Below are 23,901 nucleotides of genomic sequence, written 5' to 3'. Positions count from 1 at the left end.
CGGTACTACCGGCTAATGCGCGGCACCCTGCGCCGCGGCGTCCGCCACTCGTGACTGGATGCCTGCAGCTACCTTTTCAGCGGAGTCGCGGATATCGGGATCATCATGGGTGGCTGCCTTGACAGCTTCCGGCAGCCCCCGGCGGTGTTGAGCGGACAGCGCGAGCTCTGCCTCACCGGGCTCGGGGACAACCTGGCCCTTCGCCAGCACGGTAATGCCTGACTCCGTGACCTTATATCCCCGGGCCTTATCCAAGGCCGGGTCCAAGCCGATGGCCGCACCGGCAGGGACCTTGACGTTCTTGTCCAGAATCGCCCGCTTGATCACGGCACCTTCGCCGACGCGGACTTTGTCCATCAGCACAGAGTCCTGGACCCTGCTGCCGGCCGCCACGTAGGCGTCGTTGGAGAGGACTGATCCCTCCACAATGCCACCGGAAACTACAACGCCGCTGGCAACAATGGAATCGAGGGCCGTTCCCACTGTGTTGTTCTCGCCTCGAACAAACTTTGCAGGCGGCGAGATGCTCTGGCGCGTGTATATCGGCCACTCGGAATTATAGAGGTTGAAGATCGGCACGGGGGAGATGAGGTCCATGTGTGCGTCGTAGAACGAGTCGATGGTGCCGACGTCGCGCCAGTAGGTCCGGTCGCGTTCGGTGGCACCTGGAATGTCATTGAGCGTAAAGTCATACACGCCCGCTTCGCCTTGGTCCACGAAGTAGGGGATGATGTCACCGCCCATGTCGTGCTTGGTATCGAGGCGTTCCGCGTCCACATGCAGCGCTTCAACAAGGGCATCAGCATTGAAGACGTAGTTGCCCATGGATGCCAGGAACTGCGTGGGGTCGGCAGCCAGCCCGGGGGTGCTGGCCGGCTTCTCCACGAAGGCGGCAATCTTCTGGGGATCGTTCTGGTCTACCTCGATCACGCCGAACTGGTTGGCCATGTTCAGCGGCTGCCGCACTGCAGCGACTGTTGCTTTGGCGCCACTGGCAATGTGCTGCTCCACCATTTGGGAGAAGTCCATGCGGTACACGTGGTCAGCGCCGACCACTACCACGATGTCCGGGGCGTCGTCATGGATGAGGTTCAGCGATTGATAGATGGCGTTGGCACTGCCAAGGAACCAGCTCTTGCCCACACGTTGCTGCGCAGGAACAGAAGCAACGTAGCGGCCCAGCTGCGTGGACATACGCCACGTTTCCGAGATGTGCCGGTCAAGGCTGTGCGATTTGTACTGCGTCAGAACGACGATTTTCAAATATCCCGAATTAACGAGATTGGATAGTGCAAAGTCGATTAGCCTGTAGCCGCCTGCGAACGGAACCGCGGGCTTGGCCCGATCCGCCGTCAGCGGCATGAGTCGGTTGCCTTCTCCGCCTGCCAATACGATTGCCAGAACTTTCTTCAACGCCATGGTCACAGCTCCCCGTACGTCTTCGTATCCCCCAAAAGTCCGATTTTCCGGACTCTTTCACACTAGAACACATACGCCGGAACGACTACGTTGGTTAGCGTGCGAATAGACATTGTGACTAAAGAATTCCCTCCGGAAATTTATGGCGGTGCCGGTGTCCACGTTGCCGAGCTCAGCCGGGTGCTGGCAAAGCACGTTGACCTTCACGTTCGGGCGTTCGGCGCGCCGCGTGATGCCGACTATCACGGGGCTACCGTGGCGTCCTACGCCACGCCCGAAGACCTCGGCGAAGCCAACGCTGCCCTCCAGACCCTCGGCGTGGACTTGAGGATCGTTCCGGACATTGCGGGAGCGGATCTTGTCCACTCGCACACCTGGTACGCCAATATGGCCGGCCACCTCGCGTCGCTGCTGCACGGCATTCCGCACGTGCTCAGCGCCCACAGCCTGGAGCCACTGCGCCCGTGGAAGGCGGAGCAGCTCGGAGGCGGCTATGCGCTGTCCTCCTGGGTGGAGAAGACGGCGTATGAGGCGGCCGCCGCCATCATTGCTGTGTCCGATGGCATGCGTCAGGACATCCTCCGCAGCTACCCCAACGTGGATCCGGACAAGGTCCGGGTTGTCCACAACGGCATCGACGTTTCCCTGTGGGAACGTGATGAAGAGGATGACGCAATCCGGGCACTGGGCATTGATCCTGCCAAGCCCAGCGTGGTCTTCGTGGGCCGCAACACCCGCCAGAAGGGTGTGCCGTACCTGCTCCGAGCCGCGTCAAGCCTGCCTGACGATGTCCAGTTGGTCCTGTGCCTCGGGGCCGCTGACACTCCCGAGCTCGCCGCCGAAACTGCGCGCCTCATCGAGGAGTTGCAGGCCAAGCGCGAAGGCGTCGTCCTCATTGAGCGGATGCTGCCCCGGAAGGAGCTGATCCAAGTCCTCAGCCACGCCACGGCCTTCGCCTGCCCTTCGATTTATGAGCCCCTGGGCATCGTGAACCTGGAAGCCATGGCCTGCGGTGCCGCAGTGGTGGCCAGTGCCACCGGCGGCATTCCGGAGGTGGTTCAGCATGGCGAAACCGGACTCCTGGTCGAATTGGAACAGGTTACCGACGGAACCGGAACGCCTTTGGATCCGGAGAAGTTCGTCAGCGACTTCGCTGCGGCCCTGAATGAAGTAGTAGCCGATCCTGCCCGCGCCCGCGAGATGGGAATTGCAGGGCGACGCCGGGCGGAGGAACACTTCTCCTGGGAGTCCATTACGGAAACCACGCTGGAGGTCTACCGCTCAGTCCTGCGGTAAGGCAGGACTAAAGCGTCCCGGCATCACGTCAAACCACGACGGCGCCGTCCCCTTTGGTGGGGACGGCGCCGTCGTGCTTTAACAAAGTTCCGCAAGCTTGAACAAAGTTCCGCAACTGTTCACCGTTTGGTGAGGAAGTACCGCTAACGCGACTTGCGGGCCTTCAGGGCAAGGAGCGTTTTCTCGTCTGCAGGGCCGCTTCCGCTGGCCCGCTGCTCGCTGAAGTGCTCGCGGGCTTCATCCTGCCTGACGGCTTCTGCACCGCTCGCTATGGAAGCACGCAGATGCTCGGGACCGTAGCCGAAAGCATCCACGAGGTCCACGGCGTGCGGGCGGATCTTGACCAGCAAGCGGTTGATGTACGTACCCACGGTCCGGCCCCGCTGCATCGAAAGACGCCCGTTCATGAGGTACCAGGACAGGTGCTTCTCGATCAGGGACAGCCCGAAGAGGTCGCGCAGCCACGTCAGGACCCGCTTGGTCCCTTCATCAGAGACGTGGCCCAGAGCCTCAGTGAAGGCTTCCCACTGGAGGAGTTCGGCGTGCGCCTGGGCCGCTTCGATGAGTTCGTGTTGGTGCTGGTTGAAGAGGGCTGCAGCCTGGTGCTGGGGGAGCTTGTTGGCGCCCTTCAGTGCCGCACCGACTTCTGCCACCATCGACTGCACGCGGTCTGCGAGGAGGGTCCGCTGGCCTTCCTCATCCCGCAACGCCAAAGCAGCCTTTTGGACTGAACCGGTATCGGCCACGAACTGGGCCACCTGCCTTAGACCCGTACGGTGCAGAGCCACCCCGGCCGCCTGGTCCACAACGTAGCGGGCCAGTACGCCAAAGTCCGCGCTGCGGAATTCCTTGGCGTAATCGGCCAAGAGGCGCTTGGCCACCAGTTGGAGCAGGACAGTGTTATCGCCTTCGAAGGTTACATAGACGTCCAGGTCCGCTCGCAAGGAAGCAAAGCGGTTCTCGATCAGGAAGCCTGCGCCGCCGCATGCCTCCCGGCATTCCTGCAATGTGTCCAGGGCATGCCAGGTGCTGAGCGGTTTGAGCGCGGCGGCCAGGGTTTCCAGGTCCTGGCGGTCGGCATCGGTGTCGTGGGCGCCGGAGAAGACGTCGTCGAACTTCTGCAACAACTGTTCGTGCGCGAAACTGGCGGCGTACGTGGTGGCGAGCCGGGTGAACAGGCGGCGCTGGTGCCGCTGGTAGTCCAGCAGGACCTCTTCATCGGTGCTGGACGACGCGTTGAATTGCCGGCGCTCGGTGGCATACTGAATGGCGGTCTTGAGGGCAACCTTGCTGGCAGCCACAGCGGCTCCATCCAGGGAAACACGGCCTTGAACCAAGGTGCCGAGCATCGTGAAGAAGCGGCGTCCCGGGCTTTCAATGGTGGAGGAGTAAGTACCGTCCACAGCGACGTCACCGTAGCGGTTCAGGAGGTTGGTGCGGGGGATGCGTACATTCGCAAAGTGCAACCGGCCGTTGTCAATGCCGTTCAGTCCACCCTTGATGCCGTCATCTTCACCGCCGATGCCCGGGAGGAACTCCTTGGTGGCTGGATCGCGGAGTTCCACGTAGAAAGCGTGGACACCGTGATTCACGTTCTTGGTGATCAGTTGGGCAAACACCACAGCGGCCAGGCCATCGTTGGCTGCATTGCCGATGTAGTCCTTCCATGCCGCCCGGAACGGCGTATTGATCACGAATTCCTGGCTGGCTTCGTCGTAGGTAGCCGTGGTGGCAATGCTGGCGACATCCGAGCCGTGGCCCGTCTCGGTCATGGCGAAGCAGCCTGGAATCTCAAGGCTCATGATGCCGGGGAGCCACTTGTCCTGATGTTCCACGGTGCCGAGGTGCATCACTGCAGAGCCGAAGAGGCCCCACTGGACGCCAGCCTTGATCTGCAGCGACGGGTCGGCGGTGACGATCTCTTCGAAGCCGGCGATGTTGCCGCCATGGTCGTCGGAGCCGCCCAGCCGGGTGGGGAAGGCGCGATGGACGGTGTTGTTGTCCACCAGGAACTTCAGCTGCTCGAACACTCGGGCACGGTGCTCGGTGTGGTGCAGGCCCTCGATTTTCTGGACCGCCGGGTTGCCTGCCACCGCGCGGGCCTGGTGCCGGATGTGGGCCCACTTGCCCAGGAGCTGCTCTCCCAGGGCAGCGACATCCACCACAGGCTCGGCAGCGCTGGGCGTGGCTGCGTCGTCGCGGCCTGAGGGCTGGTTGGCCGATGAGGCCCGGTCCACTACTTCAGTCATGTTGTTTCCTTCTTTGGTTCCGACAACTGATGAGTCATTTCTTGCGTCAGGTGGTGGTCTTGAGTTCCGGGGCGATGCCCAGGCACAACCAATCAGTGATCTGCCCGGCCATGGTTGCTTGGTCGGGTTTGGTGCTGCTGGCGGGGCTTCCCAGCCACATTTCGCCCGCGTTCCTGACCAGTCCGATGGCGGCAGTGGGCCAGTACACGATGACGGATTCTTTCTCTTCGCCGAGGTGCTCCCGCATGGGAGTCGCGATCATGTCCGTGATTTGCTCGAAGAAGTTACCCAACGCGCCTGAGGCCGCGATAGCGTCTTGGGCCGAAGCCTCCCCGGGAGTGAGCCGGGTGATGAAGGCGTAGACGTTGGGGCTGGACTCGGCCATCTGCAGGTACGCGGAAACCATGGCGAACAACCCCTCGCGGGGTGTCTGGGCCAGTTGGGCGGCTTCCTGCATGCGACGCTGCATTTGACCCAGTACAACCTCGCCCATTGCTTGCTGAAGCCCGGCTTTGTCCCCGAAGTAGCGGTAGAAGACCGACTTCGACGTTCCGGCTGCTCCGGCGATGTCCTCCATCGAGGCGTCACTTCCCAGCCGGTGAACTGCCTTGCGGGCGGTTTTGATCAGTTCCCGCCGGCGCTCTTCACGGTGGGACTGCCACCGTGCCGCTCGCCCGTCAACAACGGCTTCGGACTCCATGGCCCCGGGGACTTCGAGGACAACCTCGGGGGAGCCGGCGGGGCTGGTGGATTCTTCGTGGCGACTGTTCACGATACCCAGCGTATCAGGTACGCTGGGTATCAGTAACTGGCATCGATCGAAGGAGATAAGCATGGCTGCAGCAGACGTGACCACGGACGGGCCCTTGGAACCGGCTTCCACCCCTCAAGCAACGCGCTCGGCGGTCATCGTGGGCGGCAACCGCATTCCGTTCGCCCGCACTGGCGGGGCATATGTTAAGTCCTCCAACCAGGACATGCTCACCGCTGCACTGGAAGGGCTCATTGCCAGGTTCGGTCTCCAAGATGAACGCATTGGGGAGGTGGCAGCCGGGGCAGTGCTCAAGCACTCAAGGGACTTCAACCTCACCCGGGAAGCCGTCCTCGGCTCTGCCTTGTCACCCGAAACCCCCGCATATGACCTCCAACAAGCCTGTGCAACCGGCCTGGAGACCGTTCTTGGGTTGTCCAACAAGATCAAGTTAGGGCAGATCGATTCAGGGATTGCCGGTGGGGTGGACTCGGCATCGGATGCCCCGATCGCTGTCAGTGAAGGCCTGCGCGAAATCCTGCTGGACCTGAACCGGGCCAAGACCCCCATGCAGAAGCTGAAGATCATCGGCCGGATCCGCCCCAAGGACCTGGCGCCGGATGCCCCCAACACCGGAGAGCCCCGCACAGGGCTGTCGATGGGCGAACACCAAGCCCTCACTACCGCCCAGTGGAAAATCTCCCGGGAAGCGCAGGATGAATTGGCTTTCAACAGCCATCGCAACCTCGCTGCCGCCTATGAGCGAGGCTTCTTCGATGACCTCATCACTCCGTACCGCGGCCTTAACCGCGACTCCAACCTGCGCGCAGACACCACACTGGAGAAGCTCTCCACGCTGAAGCCCGTGTTCGGCAAGAACCTGGGTGCCGAGGCGACCATGACCGCGGGAAACTCGACGCCCCTCACCGATGGAGCCTCCGCGGTCCTGTTGGCAACAGAAGAATGGGCCGACTCACACGGCCTGCCCAAGCTCGCAACCGTCCTGGATGGCGAGGCGGCCGCCGTCGACTTCGTTCACGGTAAGGACGGCCTCCTCATGGCGCCTGTTTTCGCAGTCCCGCGCCTGCTGGCCCGCCAAGGATTGACCTTTGAGGACATCGACTTCTTCGAAATCCACGAGGCCTTCGCGGGGACCGTTCTCAGCACCCTGGCGGCGTGGGAAGACGAGGAGTTCGGCCGGACGCGGCTGGGCCTTGACGGAGCGCTGGGCAAAGTGGACCGTGCCAAGCTCAACGTCAACGGATCATCGTTGGCTGCCGGCCATCCATTCGCAGCAACAGGTGGGAGGATCGTGGCCTCACTTGCAAAAATGCTCCATGAGAAGGGTGCCGTCAACGGCCGCCCCGCACGGGGCCTGATTTCCGTGTGCGCCGCAGGTGGTCAGGGTGTTGTTGCCATTCTGGAAGCAGCGTAGGGGGAGCGAGATGACAGATAAATACACACAGCTCGTAAGTCAGGGACTGGGGAAGGACGTAGCCAAGAAGCTCGGCCTGCCGCAGCCCGTTGTGCTTCGACGCCACCAACCCGGCGATCCGCTCATCACGGGCCCGGTCCTGGTCAGCGGAGACAGCGCAGGGGCCGATGACATCGCCACCTCCCTGCTCGGCTGGGGCTTGGACGTCCGGCGCAACGCGCTGCCCAAGGAAAAGTTGGGTGCCATCATCCTGGTGCTCGACGCCGTCCAGCATCCCGAAGACCTGGGCAAACCCGTACTTACCGCCGGCGCCTCCTTGCGGGACCTTTCGCCGAACGCCCGGGTTGTCACCATCTCGAGGACATCGCAGTCGGCCCAGTCGCCGGCATCCGCTGCTGCGCGGCAGGGGGTTGACGGGCTGCTGCGGTCCTTGGCCAAGGAGCTGCGGTCGGGAGCCACGGCAAACGGCATTCTCTTGGATGACCATCTGGCGACCACCAGCCCTTCGGCCCTGGGGGCGTTGCGGTTCTTCCTTTCGGGCCGCTCCGCATATGTGGATGGGCAGTTCCTGACCATCCGCTCAACGTCGGGCAGCTTGCCAAACGACGCCGACAAACCCCTCTCCGGCAAGGTGGCAGTGGTCACCGGCGCAGCACGGGGAATCGGAGCCGCCATCGCCCGGACCCTGCACCGCGACGGGGCCAAGATCGTGGCCGTGGACATCCCCGCGGCTGGAGACCACCTGGCAGCTGTTGCCAACGAGGTCCGCGGGACAGCCCTGCAGCTGGATATCAGTCGGGATGACGCCGGCCATCGCATCATCGAGCACGCCGTGGAACGCCATGGGCGACTCGATATCGTAGTCCACAACGCCGGAATCACCCGCGACAGGCTCTTGGCCAACATGGACGAGGGCCGTTGGCAGTCTGTCATCGCCGTCAACATCGCAGCCCAGCTGAGAATCAACGAGGCCCTTTTGGCGTCGGAGTATTTCAGGGATTCGCCGCGAATCGTTTCGGTCGCGTCCACCAGCGGCATCGCCGGCAACAGGGGGCAGACCAACTACGGCGCGTCCAAGGGGGGCGTCATCGGAATGGTCAGGTCCACCGCCCCGCTGATGGAGTCTTTTGGGGGGACGATCAACGCAGTTGCCCCGGGCTTTATCGAAACCGAAATGACCGCCAAAATGCCCTTCGCCATCCGCGAGGCAGCACGCAGGCTCAACTCTCTCAAGCAAGGCGGGCAGCCCCAGGACGTGGCGGAAGCCATTGCCTTCCTTTCCAGCGATGCTGCCGGTGGAATTTCCGGAGAAGTACTTCGCGTCTGTGGACAACAACTGGTGGGAGCATGAACCATCCCCAGCCCGTTATCCTCGGTGAGCTGCCATCGCTGTCCAAGCTGTACGTCAACGCGGCCACAACGGCAGCCCGTAGGCGGGTCCTCGGGGCCAGCACAGGAAAGACGAAGTTGCCGGCTGTCAGTCACGAGGTGAGGGGGGTCCGGGCCGACGTCGGCAACCTGACCGCGTACCAGCACCTGGTAGGGGAGACGGCAAGCGATATTCTCCCGGCAGGATATGTCCACGCTTTAGCCTTTCCTGTTTCCATGAGTGTCATGAACCGCGACGACTTCCCGTTGCCGCTCCTGGGCATGATCCACCTAAGGAACCACGTAGAGCAGCGGATGCCGATCCACTTCTCCGACTCTTTGGATATCCGGTCCTGGGCGGAGAACCTCTCCGCCCACAGGGCGGGAACAATGCTGGACCTGGTGGCGGAGGTCCACGCCGGCTCCAGCGGAGACCTGCTGTGGCGAGGCGTCTCCACCTACCTTGCCAAGGGCGTCTTCCTGCCGGGCATCGACAAGCCGGGCAGCGTCAACGGAGCATCGGGAGCCTCGGACTTCTCACCCCCGGACCCCACTGCCCTGTGGCAGCTTGGCCTGGACATCGGGCGCAGCTACGCCACCGTTTCGGGTGACTTCAATCCGATCCACTTAAGTGTCCTATCGGCCAAAGCACTGGGGCTGCGAGGATCCATTGCGCACGGCATGTACTTGGCCTCGCGTGCGCTGGCTGACGTTGGTGCCGTCAAGGCGGATTCCTTCATCTGGGACGTGGCCTTTGAGGCTCCCGTGTTCCTGCCAACGCGGGTTGCCTTGGACATCACCACGGTCCAGTCGGCTTCTGGACGCTGGGAACGATCGGACTACGTTGCGTGGAATCCCCGCAGCGGCAGGCGGCACTTCATTGGCAGCGTTTCGGCCTTGCTCTGAAGTCCGCGAAATGGGACGGCGGCGGTCACTCACAAGGTGACTGCCGCCGTCGTCATTAATTCCATAGTGATCAAGGTCGCATCGCAACTTGCCCGGGAAAGCCGGGAAAACAAACAAGGCCCGAAATCCGTAGATTTCAGGCCTTGTGATTGTGCGCGGAGGGGGACTTGAACCCCCACCCCCTTTCGAGGACTAGCACCTCAAGCTAGCGCGTCTGCCATTCCGCCACCCGCGCAGGTGGTGTTCAGAAGTTCATTTTGCACCTTGCGGCGCTTCACTTTCCTCCGAAGCAGCGAGAAAAACTCTAACACGGTTTCAGGGCGCTGAAAAATCGGCGCGGATCAGGGCTCCTCTGCAGGCGCGTCCCAAGACCCACGGCGAAACGAATACCTGACTGAGCCCGCTGCTGGTGAGTAGGCTGAGGGAACACGGGACGGAAACGCTGGGAAAACCACAGCGTGCGTCACCGGAACCTGCAGCCCAGCAACGCAAGGAGAGTTTCCATGTCTGTCATCCGCCCCGAAGACGAAGTCGTCCGGATCTGCCAGGAGCTCATCCGCATCGACTCCTCCAACTTCGGAGACGACTCGGGGCCGGGGGAGCGTGCGGCAGCTGAGTACACAGCCGGGCTGATCACCGAGGTTGGACTTGAAGCTGAGATCTTCGAGTCAGCCCCGGGCCGCGCCAACGTGGTAACCCGCATGGCAGGAGAAGACCCGTCGGCGGACGCCCTGGTAGTGCACGGGCACCTTGATGTTGTCCCGGCCCTCAAAGACCAATGGAGCGTGGACCCGTTCAGCGGCGAGTTGAAGGACGGCCTGGTCTGGGGTCGCGGCGCCGTGGACATGAAAGACATGGACGCCATGATCCTTTCAGTCATGCGGAACTTTGCCAGGACAGGACGCAAGCCCAAGCGCGACATCATTTTCGCTTTCTTCGCAGATGAAGAGGCCGGCGGCACCTACGGCGCCAGGTACGCGGTAGAGCACCGACGCGAACTTTTTGATGGCGCCACAGAGGCCATTTCCGAGGTAGGTGGGTTCTCTGCCACGATCGGCGGACAGCGGACCTACCTGCTGCAAACTGCGGAAAAGGGCCTCTCGTGGCTGCGCCTCGTAGCCCATGGCCGGGCAGGACACGGCTCCCAGATCAACACCGACAACGCTGTTACCCGCCTTGCCCGTGCTGTGACCCGCATCGGCGAACACAAGTGGCCTGTGGAGCTGACGCCCACCACCCGACAGTTCCTGGACGGCGTCACCGAACTCACCGGCGTCGAGTTCGACGCCGACAACCCGGACATCCTGCTGAAGGAACTTGGTACCGTGGCCCGGTTCGTCGGTGCCACCCTTCAGAACACTTCCAATCCCACGTTCCTGCGTTCCGGATACAAGCACAACGTCATCCCTGAGTCTGCCGAGGCGTTCGTGGATTGCCGCACACTGCCCGGACAGCAGGAGCTGGTGTTCGAGACCATCAAGGAACTCGCCGGGGACGGCATCGAGATCAGCTACGTCAACAAGGATGTTTCCTTGGAGGTGCCGTTTGCAGGGAACCTGGTGGACTCCATGATTGATGCGCTGCACTCCGAAGACCCGGGCGCCAAGGTCCTTCCCTACACGCTCTCCGGTGGCACGGACAACAAATCACTGAGCAAGATCGGCATCACCGGCTACGGGTTCGCTCCTCTGATGCTGCCCGACGAACTCGACTTCACCGGGATGTTCCACGGTGTTGATGAGCGCGTGCCGGCCGAATCCCTCCAGTTCGGTGCCCGCGTCCTGAACACGCTGCTGACTAACTACTAACGGCAATCACCGGAAGAAGCTCCACGTCATGACTCCCGAAGAAATCCTGCCCGACGAACTGCTCGAACGGCTCCGTGGCCGCGCAGCAGGATACGACCAGAACAACCAGTTCTTCCACGAAGACCTGGAAGACCTGGCGGCCGCCGGTTACCTGAAGCTGTTCGTACCGGAGGCCGACGGCGGCGCCGGACTCGGTCTCGAAGCAGTAGCCGCGCTGCAGCAGCGTCTCGCCACGGCTGCACCGGCCACAGCGCTGGCCGTGAACATGCACCTGGTGTGGACCGGCGTCGCGCAGGTCATGGCGGCCAGGGGAGACGACTCGCTGGACTTCGTACTCAAGGAAGCCGGACAGGGTGAGGTCTTTGCTTTCGGCATCTCCGAGGCCGGCAACGATTCCATGCTGTTCGATTCCGGCACGGTTGCAGAGCTGCTGCCCGATGGAGGCTACCGGTTCACCGGCCGGAAGATCTTCACCAGCCTCTCGCGCGGCTGGACCCGGCTGGGCACTTTTGGCAAGGATATCGATGCCAGGGACGGAGAGGGTGAGCTCGTCTTTGGATTCCTCCGCCGCGATGAGCCGGGCCACGAAACACTGAGCGACTGGGACACCTTGGGTATGCGTGCCAGTGCATCCAACACCACCCTCTTGCACGGGGCAGTGATTCCCCCGGACCGCATCTTCCGCAAACTGCCCGTGGGACCCAACAAGGACCTGCTGATCTTCGCGATCTTCGCCTGTTTCGAAACGTTGCTCGCCGCTGTGTACACCGGCGTAGCCGAGCGAGCGTTCACTCTGGGCGTGGAAAATGTGAAGCGTCGTGTGTCAGCCAAGTACGGTGGCCGCAGCTATGCGCAGGATCCGGATATCCGCTGGAAAGTGGCAGACGCCGCGTTGGCGATGGATGGGATCTATCCGCAGATATCCGCCGTTGCGCGAGACGTCGACAACCTGGTGGATCACGGGGCGCTTTGGTTTCCAAAGCTTGTGGGGATCAAGTCCCGCGCCACAGAAAATGCACGCCACGTAGTGGATCTGGCCATCCGGGTTACTGGTGGATCCAGTTACTTCCGCGGCTCCGAAATGGAGCGCCTGTACCGGGATGTGCTTGCCGGTATCTTCCATCCGTCAAATGATGAATCCGCGCATAACACCGTGGCCAACGCGTGGTTGGGGCCCTTGGAGTAGCGGCGGACGCTTAGACGGTTCGCTGCACGGAATAGACTTTACGGCGCAGCCAAAAGCGCCGGCCGCCTCCGAGATAGAGCACGCTGCGCTCGAGTTCCCACTTGCCGTATTCGGAATGCTCGGCAAGCCGGCGCCGGGCGTCCGGCAGCGAATCGTCAGGTCCCACCGTCAGAACGAGGTATTCGTACTGACGTGCGTAGTCTCGTTGGCGCTCAACGGAGCTGCCCGGAAATTGTTCTCTCATCCCTCTCCATTTTCGTCCTTTTCCAGCTAACGTGAAGTCATGAGCATCGATCCGCGTGTCGCGCTTCAATCACTGACCGCCGCCCTGGAAGAACATCTCGCTGCCGCATCCGCGCGCAGGGGCGAAGGTGACCCCAACGTCGAAGCGTCATTTTTCGCCGTCGCTGACGCCTTCGAGGTTTATGAAGACGCACTCTACGAGGCCTATTCCGAGGTTACTCCGCTTCAAGTTTTTGACGACGAAGATGAGGAAGACGACGAGGTTCTGGACGAAGACCTGGAAATCGTAGAGGACTAAATACCCTGATGACCGGCCACCCACTGGGTGGCCGGTTTTTCGTGGCTTCCTGGCGCGTTCTTGTGCCGTTTCCAGCCCGGATTTCCGGCGTTTTCCACCTCGTCGCCGAGCCCGAAAACACGTAGTGTGGTCGCCGCCGGCTAGGTACTCGCACGTAGATGCAATGGGTAATCCTGCGCAAACTTGAGTACAGACTACTGGTGCGCCTCCTGACCGCCGCCGCTTCACTGATAAGTAGGCAATGGCAGGTCTGCAAAGAAGGCTGACATGGTGAAAGTTCCAGTCTTGCGTATAGGCAAGGTAGCGGCACCCACGGGTGCGGACCATGCCCTGGCGGGGTCAGCCTTTCCCGCAAAAAATGCCATCGCCGACGTCAATCCGCCGGCGTCTCCCTGGATTGACAAGTCCGTTGCTGCACAACGGACTGAAAAGGCGGGACTGGCGGCACCGAGGTCCGAGGTCACCCTGGACTTCGTGCCGCCAGTCACCCGCAGGACCCCTCGGATCACTTTCCCTCGCCGGGGCCGCTCCGACTGGACGCACTCGCTGACCAACAGCCTTCGCATGTCGGACACGGCCCTCGTTGCTGCGGCTGTGTTCGCGGGCTTTGCGCTCAACACCAATGGCCTGTCCTTGGCAGCGGAAAGCCCTGCGTTCACGCACCATCTGATGACGGGATTGATTCTTGGCCTGGTTTGGTTGGGTGCACTGGAGGTCTACCGCACCCGGGATCCCAAAGTTCTCGGCGTAGGACCCGAGGAGTACAAGCGCGTCCTGTCGGCCAGTTTTCGCGTATTTGGCTTCCTGGGCATCGTTGCCGTGGTTTTCCGGCTCGATGCCGTTAGTTCATTCGTGCTTGTCTCCCTGCCCCTTGGCCTGGTGGCGCTCACCGGCAGCAGGTGGAGCTTCCGCCGGTGGCTGAGTCACGAAAAGTCCCGTGGGCGCTGCCTCTCCCGCGCGATCGTTGTGGGTGAACCCCAGGACGTCAGATACGTCATCAAACAGATCAACCGAAAGTCCGGCGCCGCCTACGACATCCTCGGAGCATGTCTTCCAGGTGCCCGGCGTGGTGCGGTGCTGAAGGTGGACCACCTCCGCGTCCCTGTCCTGTCGTCGATCTACGGCATCGCCCACACAGTCCGGCAAACAGGGGCAAACGCAGTAATTGTGGCCGGCCCCGTTCCCGGAGGAAACCAATTCATTCAAGAGCTGGGGTGGCAGCTGGAGGAAAATGCCGCGGAGCTGGTCCTCGCAGCCACCCTGACCAACGTTGCCGGCCCGCGCATCCACTGGCGGCCCGTCGAGGGACTTCCCCTGATGCACGTGGACATCCCGCATTACTCCGGGGGCAAGCACACGCTCAAGCGCTTGATGGACATTACGGTCTCGGCGTCGGCATTGCTGATCCTGTCACCGATCCTGCTGCTCCTCGCCGCCATAGTCCACCATGACAGCCCCGGCCCCGTACTTTTCCGGCAGGAGCGGGTTGGCAGGAGGGGCACCACCTTCCACATGCTGAAGTTCCGTTCCATGGTGGTGGACGCCGAATCGCGTTTGGAAGAACTCAATACCCGGGATGAGGGCGCAGGTGTACTCTTCAAGATCCGCGGCGACCCCCGCATCACCCGTTGCGGCCGGTGGATGCGAAAGTACTCCCTCGATGAATTGCCCCAGTTCTGGAATGTCCTGGTGGGCAACATGAGCCTGGTGGGGCCACGGCCACCCCTGGCCCGGGAAGTCAGTGGATACGAACGCCACACGCATCGTCGGCTGCTCATCAAGCCCGGTATCACCGGCTTGTGGCAAATCAACGGGCGGTCCGACCTTCCATGGGATGAGGCCGTGCGGCTGGACCTCTACTACGTCGAGAACTGGTCCATAGCGGGAGACCTGATCATCATGTGGCGGACCTTCAGGGCAATGATTCAACCCTCCGGAGCCTACTAACCAGTATCTGCAACAAACCAAGCAAATCGCGCTGTCAACATAGAAGCAGAGTGGGAAATGAGCATACGAACCATTCCATCAGGACAACTGAACGGCCACGGACTACAAGCCAAGCTCCGAATCGCGGTGGTCGGGGCAGGATATTGGGGGCCCAATCTGGCACGGAACCTCAAGGCCAGCCCGGACTGGGATCTCGTGGCCATCTGCGACCTCGACGTCGAACGCGGCCTGAAGCTCGCAGAGACGGTCGGTGGGGTGGCCGTCGTCGAATCCTTGGACGAGCTGTTGGATACCTACAACCTGGACGCCATAGCCGTAGCGACGCCGGCGCATACCCACCATGGAGTGGTGATGACGGCCCTGCGCGCAGGTAAACACGTCCTGGTGGAAAAGCCGTTGGCCGACAGCCGGGCCAAGGGCTTGGAGATGGTGGACGAAGCAAAAGCCAGGAGATTGGTCCTTATGGCAGACCACACGTATTGCTTCACTCCGGCGGTCCTCAAGATCCAGGAACTGGTGTCCAGCGGCGCCCTGGGCGATATCTTGTACGTGGATTCCGTCCGCATCAATCTGGGGCTCGTCCAACCGGACGTCAACGTCTTCTGGGACCTGGCCCCGCATGACCTCTCCATCCTGGACTTCGTCCTGCCCGGCGGCCTGCATCCCACGGAAATTTCAGCTCACGGCGCGGATCCCCTGGGAACGGGCAGGGACTGCGTTGGACACCTCACCTTCGGTCTGCCCAATGACGCCATGGTCCATATTCATGTGAACTGGCTCAGCCCCACCAAAATCAGGCAAATGATCATCGGAGGGTCAAAGAGGACCCTGGTGTGGGACGACCTCAACCCCCAGCAACGCCTCAGCGTCTACGACCGCGGGGTCAGCCTGGAGCACCAACCCAGATCTGCCGCAGACAAACGGACCTCGGCCATCTCCTACCGCCTCGGCGACACGTGGTCCCCGGCGCTGCAGGAAAGGGAACCCTTGGGCCAGGTGGTCAGTGAACTTGCCTCGTCCATCCGCAACCGCACAACGCCACGGACCAGCGGTGAATCCGGGCTCCGCGTCTTGTCCGTGCTCGAAGCCGTCACCAAAAGCCTTGGTACAGACGGACAATCAACAATCGTCGCCGGGAATGAAGTCTCCCTCCAGGTTGCACGATGAAAGAGCTTCCAGGGGCGCGTGTCCTGGTCACCGGAGGCGCCGGCACCATTGGATCGACGCTGGTTGACCAACTGCTCGACGCCGGTGCGGAACACATAGACGTGCTGGACAACCTCGTCCGCGGCCGACGCGCAAACCTGAACGAAGCCCTCTCCAGTGGGAGGGTGCAGCTGATCGAAGGCGACCTCCGTGACCGCGACCTCGTCCACGACCTCACCAAGGGCAAGGACCTTCTCTTCCACCAAGCCGCCATCCGCATCACCCAATGCGCGGAAGAACCACGGCTGGCCCTCGAAGTACTGGTGGATGGGACCTTCAACGTCTACGAGGCCGCCGCAGCACACAAAGTGGACAAGCTCATCTCAGCGTCAAGTGCCTCCGTTTACGGCATGGCGGAGGAATTTCCCACCAAAGAAAGCCACCACCACCACAACAACGACACCTTCTACGGTGCTGCAAAGTCCTTCAACGAAGGAATGGCACGGAGCTTCCGAGCCATGTCAGGCCTGGACTACATCCTGCTGAGGTACTTCAACGTTTACGGACCCCGCATGGACGTCCACGGCCTCTACACCGAGGTACTGGTCCGCTGGATGGAACGGATTGTCGACGGCCAGCCCCCGCTGATTTTCGGCAGCGGGCACCAAACCATGGACTTCATCCATACCGCGGATGTCGCCAGGGCGAATGTCCTTGCTGCCGTCAGCAACGTACGCGAGGGCGTCTTCAACGTGGCCAGTGGTACCGAGACCAGCCTGGCGGAACTCGCACAGACACTGCTGAAAGTCATGGACTCACCACTTCGACTGGAACATGGCCCGGAACGTGCCGTCAACGGAGTTGCCCGAAGACTTGCAGACATCACGGCAGCACGCGAAGCCCTGGGCTTCGAGGCGGCCATTGGCTTGGAAGACGGGTTGCGCTCGCTGGTTTCGTGGTGGCGTCCGCTTCGGGCCGAGATCGCTGCAGCCCGCACCACTAGTCGTCCAACAGCTCCGGCAGTGGGTGCGCGATGACCATCTCCGAAACCCGATTGGCCCGCATTGATGTCATGAAGCCGTGGCTTGGCGAAGAAGAGACCCAAGCCGTTGCTGAAGTGATCGCATCAGGTTGGGTTGCACAGGGCCCCAAGGTGCGGCAATTCGAAGACGCCTTCGCCGCCGAGCAACAAGCCGACTTTGCCATTGCAACGTCGAGCTGCACCTCGGCACTGCACCTGGCGCTCGCCGTCGCTGGAGTTGGACCAGGGGATGACGTGGTGGTGCCGTCGTTCTCCTTCATTGCCACCGCCAACGCGGCAACATACGTGGGCGCGCGGCCGGTCTTCGCCGACGTCGACATGCATACAGGCTGCGTTACTGCAGCAACCATCAAGGCTGCCCTGACACCCGCCACCACAGCGGTGATCGCCGTTGACCAAGGTGGAGTCCCTGTTGACCTGGAACCCATCCGGGCACTCTGCGATCCTCTCGGAATCATCGTGGTGGAAGACGCTGCGTGCGCTATCGGCTCCAGATACCGCGGACGACCTGTAGGTTCCAACGCCGAGCTGGCCGCATGGTCCTTCCATCCGCGCAAGATCCTCACCACGGGAGAGGGCGGGATGATAACCACTCCTCGCCAGGATTACGGTGACAGGGCACGACGGCTTCGCGAACACGCCATGAGCGTTTCAGCCGCCGACCGCCACGCCAGCCTGCTCGCCCCTGCTGAGGAGTACCTCGAAGTCGGGTTCAACTACCGCATGACCGACCTTCAGGCCGCCGTCGGACTTGTCCAACTCGGCCGTCTCCAAGCAGTTGTCCAACGGCGGCGTCAGCTCGCCGCTACCTACGCCAACGCCTTCGCCGGCGTCGAAGGCCTCCGGCTGGTCAGCGACCCCCATTACGGCATCAGCAACTTCCAATCGTGCTGGTTGGAGATCGGCCCGGCGTTCCCGCTGGGACGGGAGGCGTTGTTGACCCGTTTGGCCGGAGACGGCATCTCTGCCCGCCGCGGAATCATGGCGGCGCACAGGCAGCCCGCGTATTCCGGTGCGGACACCGGCTCGGCTGAGCTGGGCGTTACTGAATGGTTGTCGGATCACACGCTCATCCTGCCGCTCTACCACGAACTGTCACTGCAGGACCAAGTCCGGGTCATCGACTCCGTGCTGCGCGCGGCGGGACAGCCATGAGCGAACTACTCCTCATTGCTGCAAGCGGCCTCGCCCGGGAGGTGCTTGCCATGGTCCGCAGCAGCGGGCCCTTCGACGTCATTGGGATCCTCGACGACGACGAAGACAAACTTGGGCGCGTAGTAGATGGGGCCCATGTGCTGGGCCCCATCCGCGACGCCTTGAAATTCCCCCATGCGATGCTCCTGGTCTGCATCGGCTCAGGAAGTGGGCGGGAGGGCGTCGTAATGCGGCTACGGACACTCGGACTCGACGATGACCGCTACGCGACAGCGATCGATCCATCTGTGAACGTTCCCGAGGGCTGCTTGATTGGCCGCGGAAGCATCATCCTGGCCCACGTCAGCATGACGGCATCCGTCACTATCGGCAGCCATGTCGTCGCGATGCCGGGAGTAACCTTCACCCACGATGACCTCATCGGCGACTACGTCACGTTGGCCTCCGGCGTGTCACTGGGCGGCAACGTCCACATCGGCCGGGCAGCCTACATAGGAATGAATGCCAGTGTCCGCGAGCGCCTGACCATCGGTGCGAAAGCAACGATCGGAATGGGCGCTGCCGTCCTCAGCGACGTCCCGGAAGACGAGACGTGGGCCGGTGTCCCTGCCCGGGTGATCAGGCGGGGCAACTCTCCGGCGCTGGAGGGGGCCCAGTGACACTTCGGAGCCCGGTCACTCCCCGGCGGACACCAACGCCCACCAGGGCATTCGTGATCAGCGTGGTCAACGCTTTCATCACGAAGCTGGGCACGATCGGAATCGGCATCGCGCTGGCACGCCTGCTGGGTCCCGAAGAATTCGGAACCTACGCCGTAGCGTTTGTAGCTTTGGTTGCGGTCCTGAGCTTCAATGAATTGGGGGTCAGCCTCGCGATCGTTCGCTGGCCGGGTGACCCGAAGGCCATAGCGGCAACCGTTACCACTATTTCGGCAACATGCAGTGTCCTGCTCTTCGCCGTTTCCTATGCAGCTGCACCCTACTTCGCGGCCGCCATGGGAAATGAAGCAGCCACGGATGTGGTCCGTGTAATGGCGGTCTGCATCGTGCTGAACGGCTTGGTGGCCACCCCTGCAGCCCTGCTGCAACGGAACTTCCGTCAAGGCCAGCGCATGGTCATTGACCAAGTCAATGTATGGCTGGGGGCTGGCGCCTCGTTGATCATGGTGATCGCCGGAATGGGCGCCATGAGCCTTGCCGTTGGTCGGGCCCTGGCCAGCTTGGTAGCCGGCGTCCTGTTCCTCATCTATTCTCCCTTGCCCTACCGTTTCGGATTCTCGTCGAAGGTTGCCAGGCAATTGCTGGCCTTCGGGCTGCCCCTTGCCGGCGCCAGTATGGTGGTCTTTGCGGTTGGCTACGTTGATCAACTCGTTGCGGGAAAGATGCTGGGGCCTGTCGCGTTGGGCCTGTATGTCATGGCGTTCAATATGGCTGGTTGGCCTTCCAGTTTGTTGTCTCCGCCCCTTCGGAGCGTGGCACCTGCTACCTTTGCCAGGTTGCAGGACAGGCCGGGGGACATGCAGTCGGCGCTGTTGTCCCTGACAGGGGCGCTTGGAGCAGTACTGTTGCCGGTCTGCGCGGTAATGATGGGATGCGCTGTCCCACTGGTCATGCTGGTTTATGGCGATGCCTGGGCTCCGGCCGGCCTCGCCCTTTTTTGGTTGGCTCCGCTGACCGCCGTGCGAGTGCTTCACGAGCTTTTTTATGACTACCTGGTCATTCTTGGTTTGTCTGGTCCGATTTTCACGGTCCAACTGATGGCGCTCGCAGCTTTGGTCCCCGCCCTGATTGTTGGGGCCATTTATGGCGGCATGTTTGGACTGGCTGCAGCGCCGGTGGCCGTTGCTGTTGTGGTGACCTCACCGATGTACCTCAGGGCCATGAAGCGGGCGAACGTTTCACTGCGGGCGTTGGCCGGTCGACTTTTCCGGCCCTTCTTGGTGGCTGTTGCTGCCGGTATTGGTTGCGCGCTGCTGAGCCAATCTGTGCGGTCACCGATGGAAGCTGTTCTCTTTTCTGCTGGTGTGGGCGTTGTTGCGATGGTCCTCACGCTTGCGTTCGGCAGGCGGGACATTGCCGACGTCCGGCGTTGGGGCCGTGGTCGGGGCCCTGAGGAGGCCTGGACATGAGAATCCTCGTTTACCCACACGACCTCCGCCTGGGCGGCAGCCAGCTGAATGCAATTGAATTGGGCGCAGCCGTACAGCGCTTGGGGCACGATGTCCTGCTCTTTGGGCAACCTGGTCCACTGGCGCAAACGGCTGTCGAGTTGGGATTGGAGTACGTTCCCGCACCACTTCCCGGGAAGCGTCCTTCGCCAACTGTCATCAGCGCCTTGGTACGCACTGTTCGCGAGCGCGGTGTGGACGTTCTTCACGGATACGAGTGGCCGCCGGCCTTGGAGTGCTTGGCTGCTTCCAAAGTGGTCCGTGGGACTACGGCCGTTGCCACCGTCATGTCCATGGCCGTGGCTCCGTTCATTCCAAAGTCCATGCCGCTCATGGTGGGTACTGAGCAGATCCATCATTGGGAGTCTTCCCGGGGGAGGGGAGAAGTGCACGTCATGGAGCCGCCGGTGGACACGCACGCCAACCAGGCGTCCGCGACGGTGGGCTTGGACGCATTTACCCGGCAGTTTGCACTGGCTGATCGTTCCCTGACCGTTGTCTGTGTTTCACGCCTGGCGCAGGAATTGAAGCTTGAGGGCCTTATGAGCGCCATGGATGCTGTACGGCTGTTGTCCCTTGAACATCCGGTGAGGCTGATCATCACGGGAACAGGTCCGGCGTCGGATGCAGTCGCAAGCCGGGCTGCACTTATCAACGCGGCCACTGGGCGGGAGACGGTGACGCTCACTGGTGAGCTCGCGGATCCGCGGCCTGCCTACGCTGCTGCGGATGTGGTGTTGGGAATGGGTGGTTCAGCATTGCGCGGCCTGTCCTTCGGGAAGCCCCTTGTGGTGCAAGGTGAGCGCGGGTTTTGGGAACTTCTCACACCCGATTCCCTGCCTACTTTCCTGTGGCAAGGATGGTACGGATCCGGTCCGGGTTCAGGCGGCGAAGGACAAAACGCTTTACTCGCCATCCTGCGAGCGCTCATGAACGATGAGCAACTTCGCCGCGATTTGGGGGTCTTGGGTCGGCAGGTCGTCGAGCAGAGGTACTCATTGGACTCCGCTGCTCGACGTCAGGTGCGCCTTTACGAGGATTTTGCCGCTGCCCGCCCTGGCCTGGCTGCGACCATGGCGTCTGAAGTGGCAGCCATAGGCCGATACGCCGGCTATGTGGGGATACGACGTTCTCAGCGCGTGCTGCGACGACTGCCACGGGACGACTTCAATGCACGCCCTGTTGCCAGCCACGCTGCAGGGCCGGGGCTACACGTCGCCAGGGGGGTCTGATGGAAACCATCATGTATATCTCCGGGGGGCGGTGGGATGGCCTGCCCGGCACTGACCGCCTTCTGGTGGAATCGCTCGCGGTAGCCGGTCCTGTGCTGTGGGTTGATCAGCCTGCGCCGGTTTTCCGTTTTGGGGATGTACGGAAGTACATGGTGAGAAGTCTCCGCGGCGTTCCGGAAATCCTGACCCCGCACCTCAAGCGTCTCCGGCTTCCAGCACCCCCGCTTTTCAGTTCCAGTGTTGGCCGTCCCATCACTCATGCAATCTCAACACACTGCATGGAAAAAGCCATCCGATTCTCCGGCCGTCCGCCAGCGGCCGTCATCAACGCTTCACCCGTTGTGGCATTTCCCGCGAATGTTGCCGGGACACGGTTGCTCCATCTGACAGATGACTGGTTGGCCGCAGCTGACCTCATTGGGTTCCCGTCGAGCTACCTGCGTCGTTCACTTGAACGCAACTTAGCGGCGGCAGACGTTGTTACTGCTGTTTCGCCTGGATTGGCTGCGAAGATGTCCAGCTTCGCGGGGCGGCCCGTGGGCGTTCTTCCCAACGGCTGTCGTCCGCCCGTCAGGCGCACTACCGATAATCGCCGGCGGCCCATCACGGCCCTGGTTGGGCAGCTCAATGAGCGCCTGGACCTGGATGTGCTCGAATCGTTGGCCGACTCCGAACTCGACATCCTGGTCCTTGGCCCACGGACTGCGTCCGACCCCGCAGCCAAGCTAAGACTCAATGCTTTCCTGAGCAGGGGAAATGTGGACTGGCGTGGATACGTTCGGCCCAGAGAGGTACGCCGGCTCCTGGAGACAGCATCGGTAGGGATCACTCCGTATGCCAACACTGAATTCAACAGGTCCAGCTTCCCCCTTAAGACGCTGGAATATCTTTCTGCGGGACTGCCCGTCGTAGCAACGGACCTGCCATCAGTCAGCTTGCTGGAGTGCAGCGCTTTGTTCGTTGCCGGTGACCGCGCAGAGTTCGTGGATTTGGTCAGGGGAGCCTTGGACCATCATCCGGATCAACAGCAACGCGACGACATGCGGCGAGTCGCGGAGGCAAACTCCTGGGAAGTGCGGGCTTCAACCATCCGGGACCTCTGCGGACAACACATACCCCCGGACGCCGTTGCTGAGTCCGTTCGAGGAGGACACCATGATCGATGACAACCGGACAACCGCCGATTCGCTTGATCACGTCTTCCTGACGCGTTTCAACCTTCCCTCCCAAGGCTTCGAGAGCCTTGTAAGGGCCCAGGACGGGTGGCTGAGAGAACGAATGGTGCTTTTCGAGCGCTACTGCCTTCCCTCCGTGAAAGCCCAAACCAACCAGGACTTTCACTGGATCATCTACTTCGATCCGGAGAGTCCGGTATGGCTGCTGGATCGCATCCAGCAGCTGAACCGGGACCGGACCTTTTTACCCCTGTTCAGGACAGCTGTCAGCCCTTCCGAACTGCTCCAAGACATTCGGGCAGCAGTTCGAGGCGATCGCCAACTGCTCCTCACCACCAACCTGGATAACGACGACGGTTTGGCAGTGGATTTCGTTGAGCGACTACAAAAGGCTGCCGGCGGCGAGGGCAGCACAGCCATCTACCTTGCTTCCGGCCTTGTTAAGGGAAATGGCTCCGTTTTCCTCAGGCACGACCCCAACAACGCGTTTTGCTCCGTGAGCGCAAACTGGTCCACACCCGTGACATGTTGGGCCGCATGGCACAACATGCTGGGAAACTCCATGAACGTCAGGACGCTCCATGGCTCACCGGCATGGCTGCAGGTGGTACATGACCACAATGTGAGCAACCGGATTCGCGGTCGCCGTGTAGCCCCCGAGCCATACCGGCGCCTCTTTCACAGCCTTTTGGAGGATGTGCCCAACCCCGGCTTGCAGACGATCATCGCGGACCGCGTTTTTGAGTCGCCACTGAGGGTTCTACGGGAGCTGATTCGATGCACTGCCAAGGCAGTCACCATTGCACTGCTGGGACGCCAAGGGATTGATCGGATCAAAACGGCCGTCGCAAGTAGGAAAAGCACCATGCCAGGGCCGTGAGCCAAATGGCCGTCCAACCCTAAGTCATCGAATGAGAGGTAAGTGCGGGACATGCAGGTACAGAAGATATTGAAAAGCCTGGGACGCCGATGGTTCATTGTTGTGCTTGGGCTTGCCCTGACCGCGGGTACCTGTTTCATCCTTCAACGGAGCACTCCCGACAACTACAAGGCCCAGGCAAGTTTGGTTCTGCTGCCC

General features: G+C 61.9%; 20 protein-coding genes and 1 tRNA gene. 16 read left to right on the top strand and 5 right to left on the bottom strand.

What is annotated here, in order from left to right; all coding sequences use genetic code 11:
- Positions 1-12 precede the first annotated feature (12 nt).
- Positions 13-1,425: a glucose-1-phosphate adenylyltransferase gene (gene glgC, locus AC1RJY_RS10855; protein WP_011774824.1), complete on the bottom strand. Its 1,413-nt coding sequence runs from the start codon at positions 1,423-1,425 to the stop codon at positions 13-15.
- A gap of 93 nt (positions 1,426-1,518) precedes the next feature.
- On the opposite strand from glgC, the gene glgA reads away from it, so the two are divergent.
- On the top strand, positions 1,519-2,715 hold the full coding sequence (gene glgA / locus AC1RJY_RS10850) for a glycogen synthase (RefSeq protein ID WP_014921901.1): 1,197 nt from the start codon (positions 1,519-1,521) through the stop codon (positions 2,713-2,715).
- A 143-nt stretch (positions 2,716-2,858) separates the two neighbouring features.
- Here glgA and AC1RJY_RS10845 read toward each other — a convergent pair whose 3' ends face one another.
- Positions 2,859-4,964, bottom strand: coding sequence for an acyl-CoA dehydrogenase family protein (locus AC1RJY_RS10845; RefSeq protein ID WP_014921902.1), 2,106 nt, complete (start codon positions 4,962-4,964; stop codon positions 2,859-2,861).
- 46 nt (positions 4,965-5,010) lie between these two features.
- The gene (locus AC1RJY_RS10840; protein WP_014921903.1) at positions 5,011-5,799 is read right to left on the bottom strand and encodes a TetR/AcrR family transcriptional regulator; all 789 of its coding nucleotides are present in this window, start codon (positions 5,797-5,799) and stop codon (positions 5,011-5,013) included.
- Here AC1RJY_RS10840 and AC1RJY_RS10835 point away from each other — a divergent pair.
- From AC1RJY_RS10835 to AC1RJY_RS10825, 3 genes are read left to right on the top strand one after another with little or no spacing between them, the layout of a single operon-like run.
- The gene (locus tag AC1RJY_RS10835) at positions 5,798-7,150 is read left to right on the top strand and encodes an acetyl-CoA C-acetyltransferase (RefSeq protein WP_014921904.1); all 1,353 of its coding nucleotides are present in this window, start codon (positions 5,798-5,800) and stop codon (positions 7,148-7,150) included. The two genes, AC1RJY_RS10840 and AC1RJY_RS10835, sit on opposite strands and share 2 nt — an antisense overlap.
- Before the next feature lie 10 nt (positions 7,151-7,160).
- Complete coding sequence (locus tag AC1RJY_RS10830; RefSeq protein WP_014921905.1) at positions 7,161-8,501, top strand: 3-oxoacyl-ACP reductase; 1,341 nt, start codon at positions 7,161-7,163, stop codon at positions 8,499-8,501.
- Positions 8,498-9,424, top strand: a complete 927-nt coding sequence (locus AC1RJY_RS10825) for a MaoC/PaaZ C-terminal domain-containing protein (RefSeq protein WP_210063807.1) — start codon at positions 8,498-8,500, stop codon at positions 9,422-9,424. The genes AC1RJY_RS10830 and AC1RJY_RS10825 overlap by 4 nt, the downstream gene beginning before the upstream one ends.
- 152 nt (positions 9,425-9,576) lie before the next feature.
- Here the strand turns inward: AC1RJY_RS10825 and AC1RJY_RS10820 are convergent.
- Positions 9,577-9,659, bottom strand: a tRNA-Leu gene (locus AC1RJY_RS10820).
- 268 nt (positions 9,660-9,927) lie between these two features.
- Here AC1RJY_RS10820 and AC1RJY_RS10815 point away from each other — a divergent pair.
- Both AC1RJY_RS10815 and AC1RJY_RS10810 read left to right on the top strand, forming a co-directional pair.
- A complete protein-coding gene (locus AC1RJY_RS10815) occupies positions 9,928-11,232 on the top strand; it encodes a M20/M25/M40 family metallo-hydrolase (RefSeq protein ID WP_043470269.1) in 1,305 nt (434 codons plus the stop codon).
- Positions 11,233-11,260: 28 nt separating this feature from the next.
- Positions 11,261-12,418: an acyl-CoA dehydrogenase family protein gene (locus AC1RJY_RS10810; RefSeq protein ID WP_011774831.1), complete on the top strand. Its 1,158-nt coding sequence runs from the start codon at positions 11,261-11,263 to the stop codon at positions 12,416-12,418.
- Positions 12,419-12,428: 10 nt separating this feature from the next.
- On the opposite strand, the gene AC1RJY_RS10805 is transcribed toward AC1RJY_RS10810, so the two are convergent.
- Positions 12,429-12,662 (bottom strand): DUF5703 family protein, encoded by a 234-nt coding sequence (locus AC1RJY_RS10805; RefSeq protein ID WP_011774832.1) that lies wholly within the window; start codon positions 12,660-12,662, stop codon positions 12,429-12,431.
- Positions 12,663-12,701: 39 nt separating this feature from the next.
- On the opposite strand from AC1RJY_RS10805, the gene AC1RJY_RS10800 reads away from it, so the two are divergent.
- The 10 genes from AC1RJY_RS10800 (at position 12,702) to AC1RJY_RS10755 (ending at position 23,703) form a co-directional block, all read left to right on the top strand.
- Positions 12,702-12,959, top strand: a complete 258-nt coding sequence (locus AC1RJY_RS10800; protein WP_011774833.1) for a hypothetical protein — start codon at positions 12,702-12,704, stop codon at positions 12,957-12,959.
- 267 nt (positions 12,960-13,226) lie between these two features.
- The gene (locus AC1RJY_RS10795) at positions 13,227-14,906 is read left to right on the top strand and encodes a sugar transferase (protein WP_011774835.1); all 1,680 of its coding nucleotides are present in this window, start codon (positions 13,227-13,229) and stop codon (positions 14,904-14,906) included.
- A gap of 57 nt (positions 14,907-14,963) precedes the next feature.
- Positions 14,964-16,073: a Gfo/Idh/MocA family protein gene (locus tag AC1RJY_RS10790; RefSeq protein WP_011774836.1), complete on the top strand. Its 1,110-nt coding sequence runs from the start codon at positions 14,964-14,966 to the stop codon at positions 16,071-16,073.
- The gene (locus AC1RJY_RS10785; RefSeq protein ID WP_498602282.1) at positions 16,070-17,089 is read left to right on the top strand and encodes an NAD-dependent epimerase/dehydratase family protein; all 1,020 of its coding nucleotides are present in this window, start codon (positions 16,070-16,072) and stop codon (positions 17,087-17,089) included. Before AC1RJY_RS10790 ends, AC1RJY_RS10785 begins: the two co-directional genes overlap by 4 nt.
- On the top strand, positions 17,086-18,249 hold the full coding sequence (locus AC1RJY_RS10780; protein ID WP_014921909.1) for a DegT/DnrJ/EryC1/StrS family aminotransferase: 1,164 nt from the start codon (positions 17,086-17,088) through the stop codon (positions 18,247-18,249). The genes AC1RJY_RS10785 and AC1RJY_RS10780 overlap by 4 nt, the downstream gene beginning before the upstream one ends.
- The gene (locus AC1RJY_RS10775) at positions 18,246-18,908 is read left to right on the top strand and encodes an acetyltransferase (protein ID WP_011774839.1); all 663 of its coding nucleotides are present in this window, start codon (positions 18,246-18,248) and stop codon (positions 18,906-18,908) included. The genes AC1RJY_RS10780 and AC1RJY_RS10775 overlap by 4 nt, the downstream gene beginning before the upstream one ends.
- Positions 18,905-20,377 (top strand): oligosaccharide flippase family protein, encoded by a 1,473-nt coding sequence (locus AC1RJY_RS10770; protein WP_498602281.1) that lies wholly within the window; start codon positions 18,905-18,907, stop codon positions 20,375-20,377. The genes AC1RJY_RS10775 and AC1RJY_RS10770 overlap by 4 nt, the downstream gene beginning before the upstream one ends.
- Positions 20,374-21,648, top strand: a complete 1,275-nt coding sequence (locus AC1RJY_RS10765) for a glycosyltransferase (RefSeq protein ID WP_498602280.1) — start codon at positions 20,374-20,376, stop codon at positions 21,646-21,648. The genes AC1RJY_RS10770 and AC1RJY_RS10765 overlap by 4 nt, the downstream gene beginning before the upstream one ends.
- The gene (locus tag AC1RJY_RS10760) at positions 21,648-22,814 is read left to right on the top strand and encodes a glycosyltransferase (protein ID WP_498602279.1); all 1,167 of its coding nucleotides are present in this window, start codon (positions 21,648-21,650) and stop codon (positions 22,812-22,814) included. The genes AC1RJY_RS10765 and AC1RJY_RS10760 overlap by 1 nt, the downstream gene beginning before the upstream one ends.
- Positions 22,804-23,703 carry a glycosyltransferase gene (locus AC1RJY_RS10755; protein WP_498602278.1) on the top strand — a complete coding sequence of 300 codons (900 nt, stop codon included), beginning with the start codon at positions 22,804-22,806 and terminating at the stop codon, positions 23,701-23,703. Before AC1RJY_RS10760 ends, AC1RJY_RS10755 begins: the two co-directional genes overlap by 11 nt.
- The last annotated feature ends 198 nt before the right edge of the window (positions 23,704-23,901 follow it).

The sequence above is a fragment of the Arthrobacter sp. GW822-FHT05G07 genome, assembly GCF_058799755.1.
The sequence above is the reverse complement of the archived record's forward strand: the minus strand, read 5'-3'. Positions and strand labels throughout refer to the sequence as shown.

Coding starts and splice junctions, on each gene's coding strand:
- AC1RJY_RS10845 (WP_014921902.1), bottom strand. CDS start 4,964: ATGACTGAAGTAGTGGACCGGGCCTCATCGGCCAACCAGCCCTCAGGC.
- AC1RJY_RS10835 (WP_014921904.1), top strand. CDS start 5,798: ATGGCTGCAGCAGACGTGACCACGGACGGGCCCTTGGAACCGGCTTCC.
- AC1RJY_RS10840 (WP_014921903.1), bottom strand. CDS start 5,799: ATGCTTATCTCCTTCGATCGATGCCAGTTACTGATACCCAGCGTACCT.
- AC1RJY_RS10830 (WP_014921905.1), top strand. CDS start 7,161: ATGACAGATAAATACACACAGCTCGTAAGTCAGGGACTGGGGAAGGAC.
- AC1RJY_RS10825 (WP_210063807.1), top strand. CDS start 8,498: ATGAACCATCCCCAGCCCGTTATCCTCGGTGAGCTGCCATCGCTGTCC.
- AC1RJY_RS10815 (WP_043470269.1), top strand. CDS start 9,928: ATGTCTGTCATCCGCCCCGAAGACGAAGTCGTCCGGATCTGCCAGGAG.
- AC1RJY_RS10810 (WP_011774831.1), top strand. CDS start 11,261: ATGACTCCCGAAGAAATCCTGCCCGACGAACTGCTCGAACGGCTCCGT.
- AC1RJY_RS10805 (WP_011774832.1), bottom strand. CDS start 12,662: ATGAGAGAACAATTTCCGGGCAGCTCCGTTGAGCGCCAACGAGACTAC.
- AC1RJY_RS10800 (WP_011774833.1), top strand. CDS start 12,702: ATGAGCATCGATCCGCGTGTCGCGCTTCAATCACTGACCGCCGCCCTG.
- AC1RJY_RS10795 (WP_011774835.1), top strand. CDS start 13,227: ATGGTGAAAGTTCCAGTCTTGCGTATAGGCAAGGTAGCGGCACCCACG.
- AC1RJY_RS10790 (WP_011774836.1), top strand. CDS start 14,964: ATGAGCATACGAACCATTCCATCAGGACAACTGAACGGCCACGGACTA.
- AC1RJY_RS10785 (WP_498602282.1), top strand. CDS start 16,070: ATGAAAGAGCTTCCAGGGGCGCGTGTCCTGGTCACCGGAGGCGCCGGC.
- AC1RJY_RS10780 (WP_014921909.1), top strand. CDS start 17,086: ATGACCATCTCCGAAACCCGATTGGCCCGCATTGATGTCATGAAGCCG.
- AC1RJY_RS10775 (WP_011774839.1), top strand. CDS start 18,246: ATGAGCGAACTACTCCTCATTGCTGCAAGCGGCCTCGCCCGGGAGGTG.
- AC1RJY_RS10765 (WP_498602280.1), top strand. CDS start 20,374: ATGAGAATCCTCGTTTACCCACACGACCTCCGCCTGGGCGGCAGCCAG.
- AC1RJY_RS10760 (WP_498602279.1), top strand. CDS start 21,648: ATGGAAACCATCATGTATATCTCCGGGGGGCGGTGGGATGGCCTGCCC.
- AC1RJY_RS10755 (WP_498602278.1), top strand. CDS start 22,804: ATGATCGATGACAACCGGACAACCGCCGATTCGCTTGATCACGTCTTC.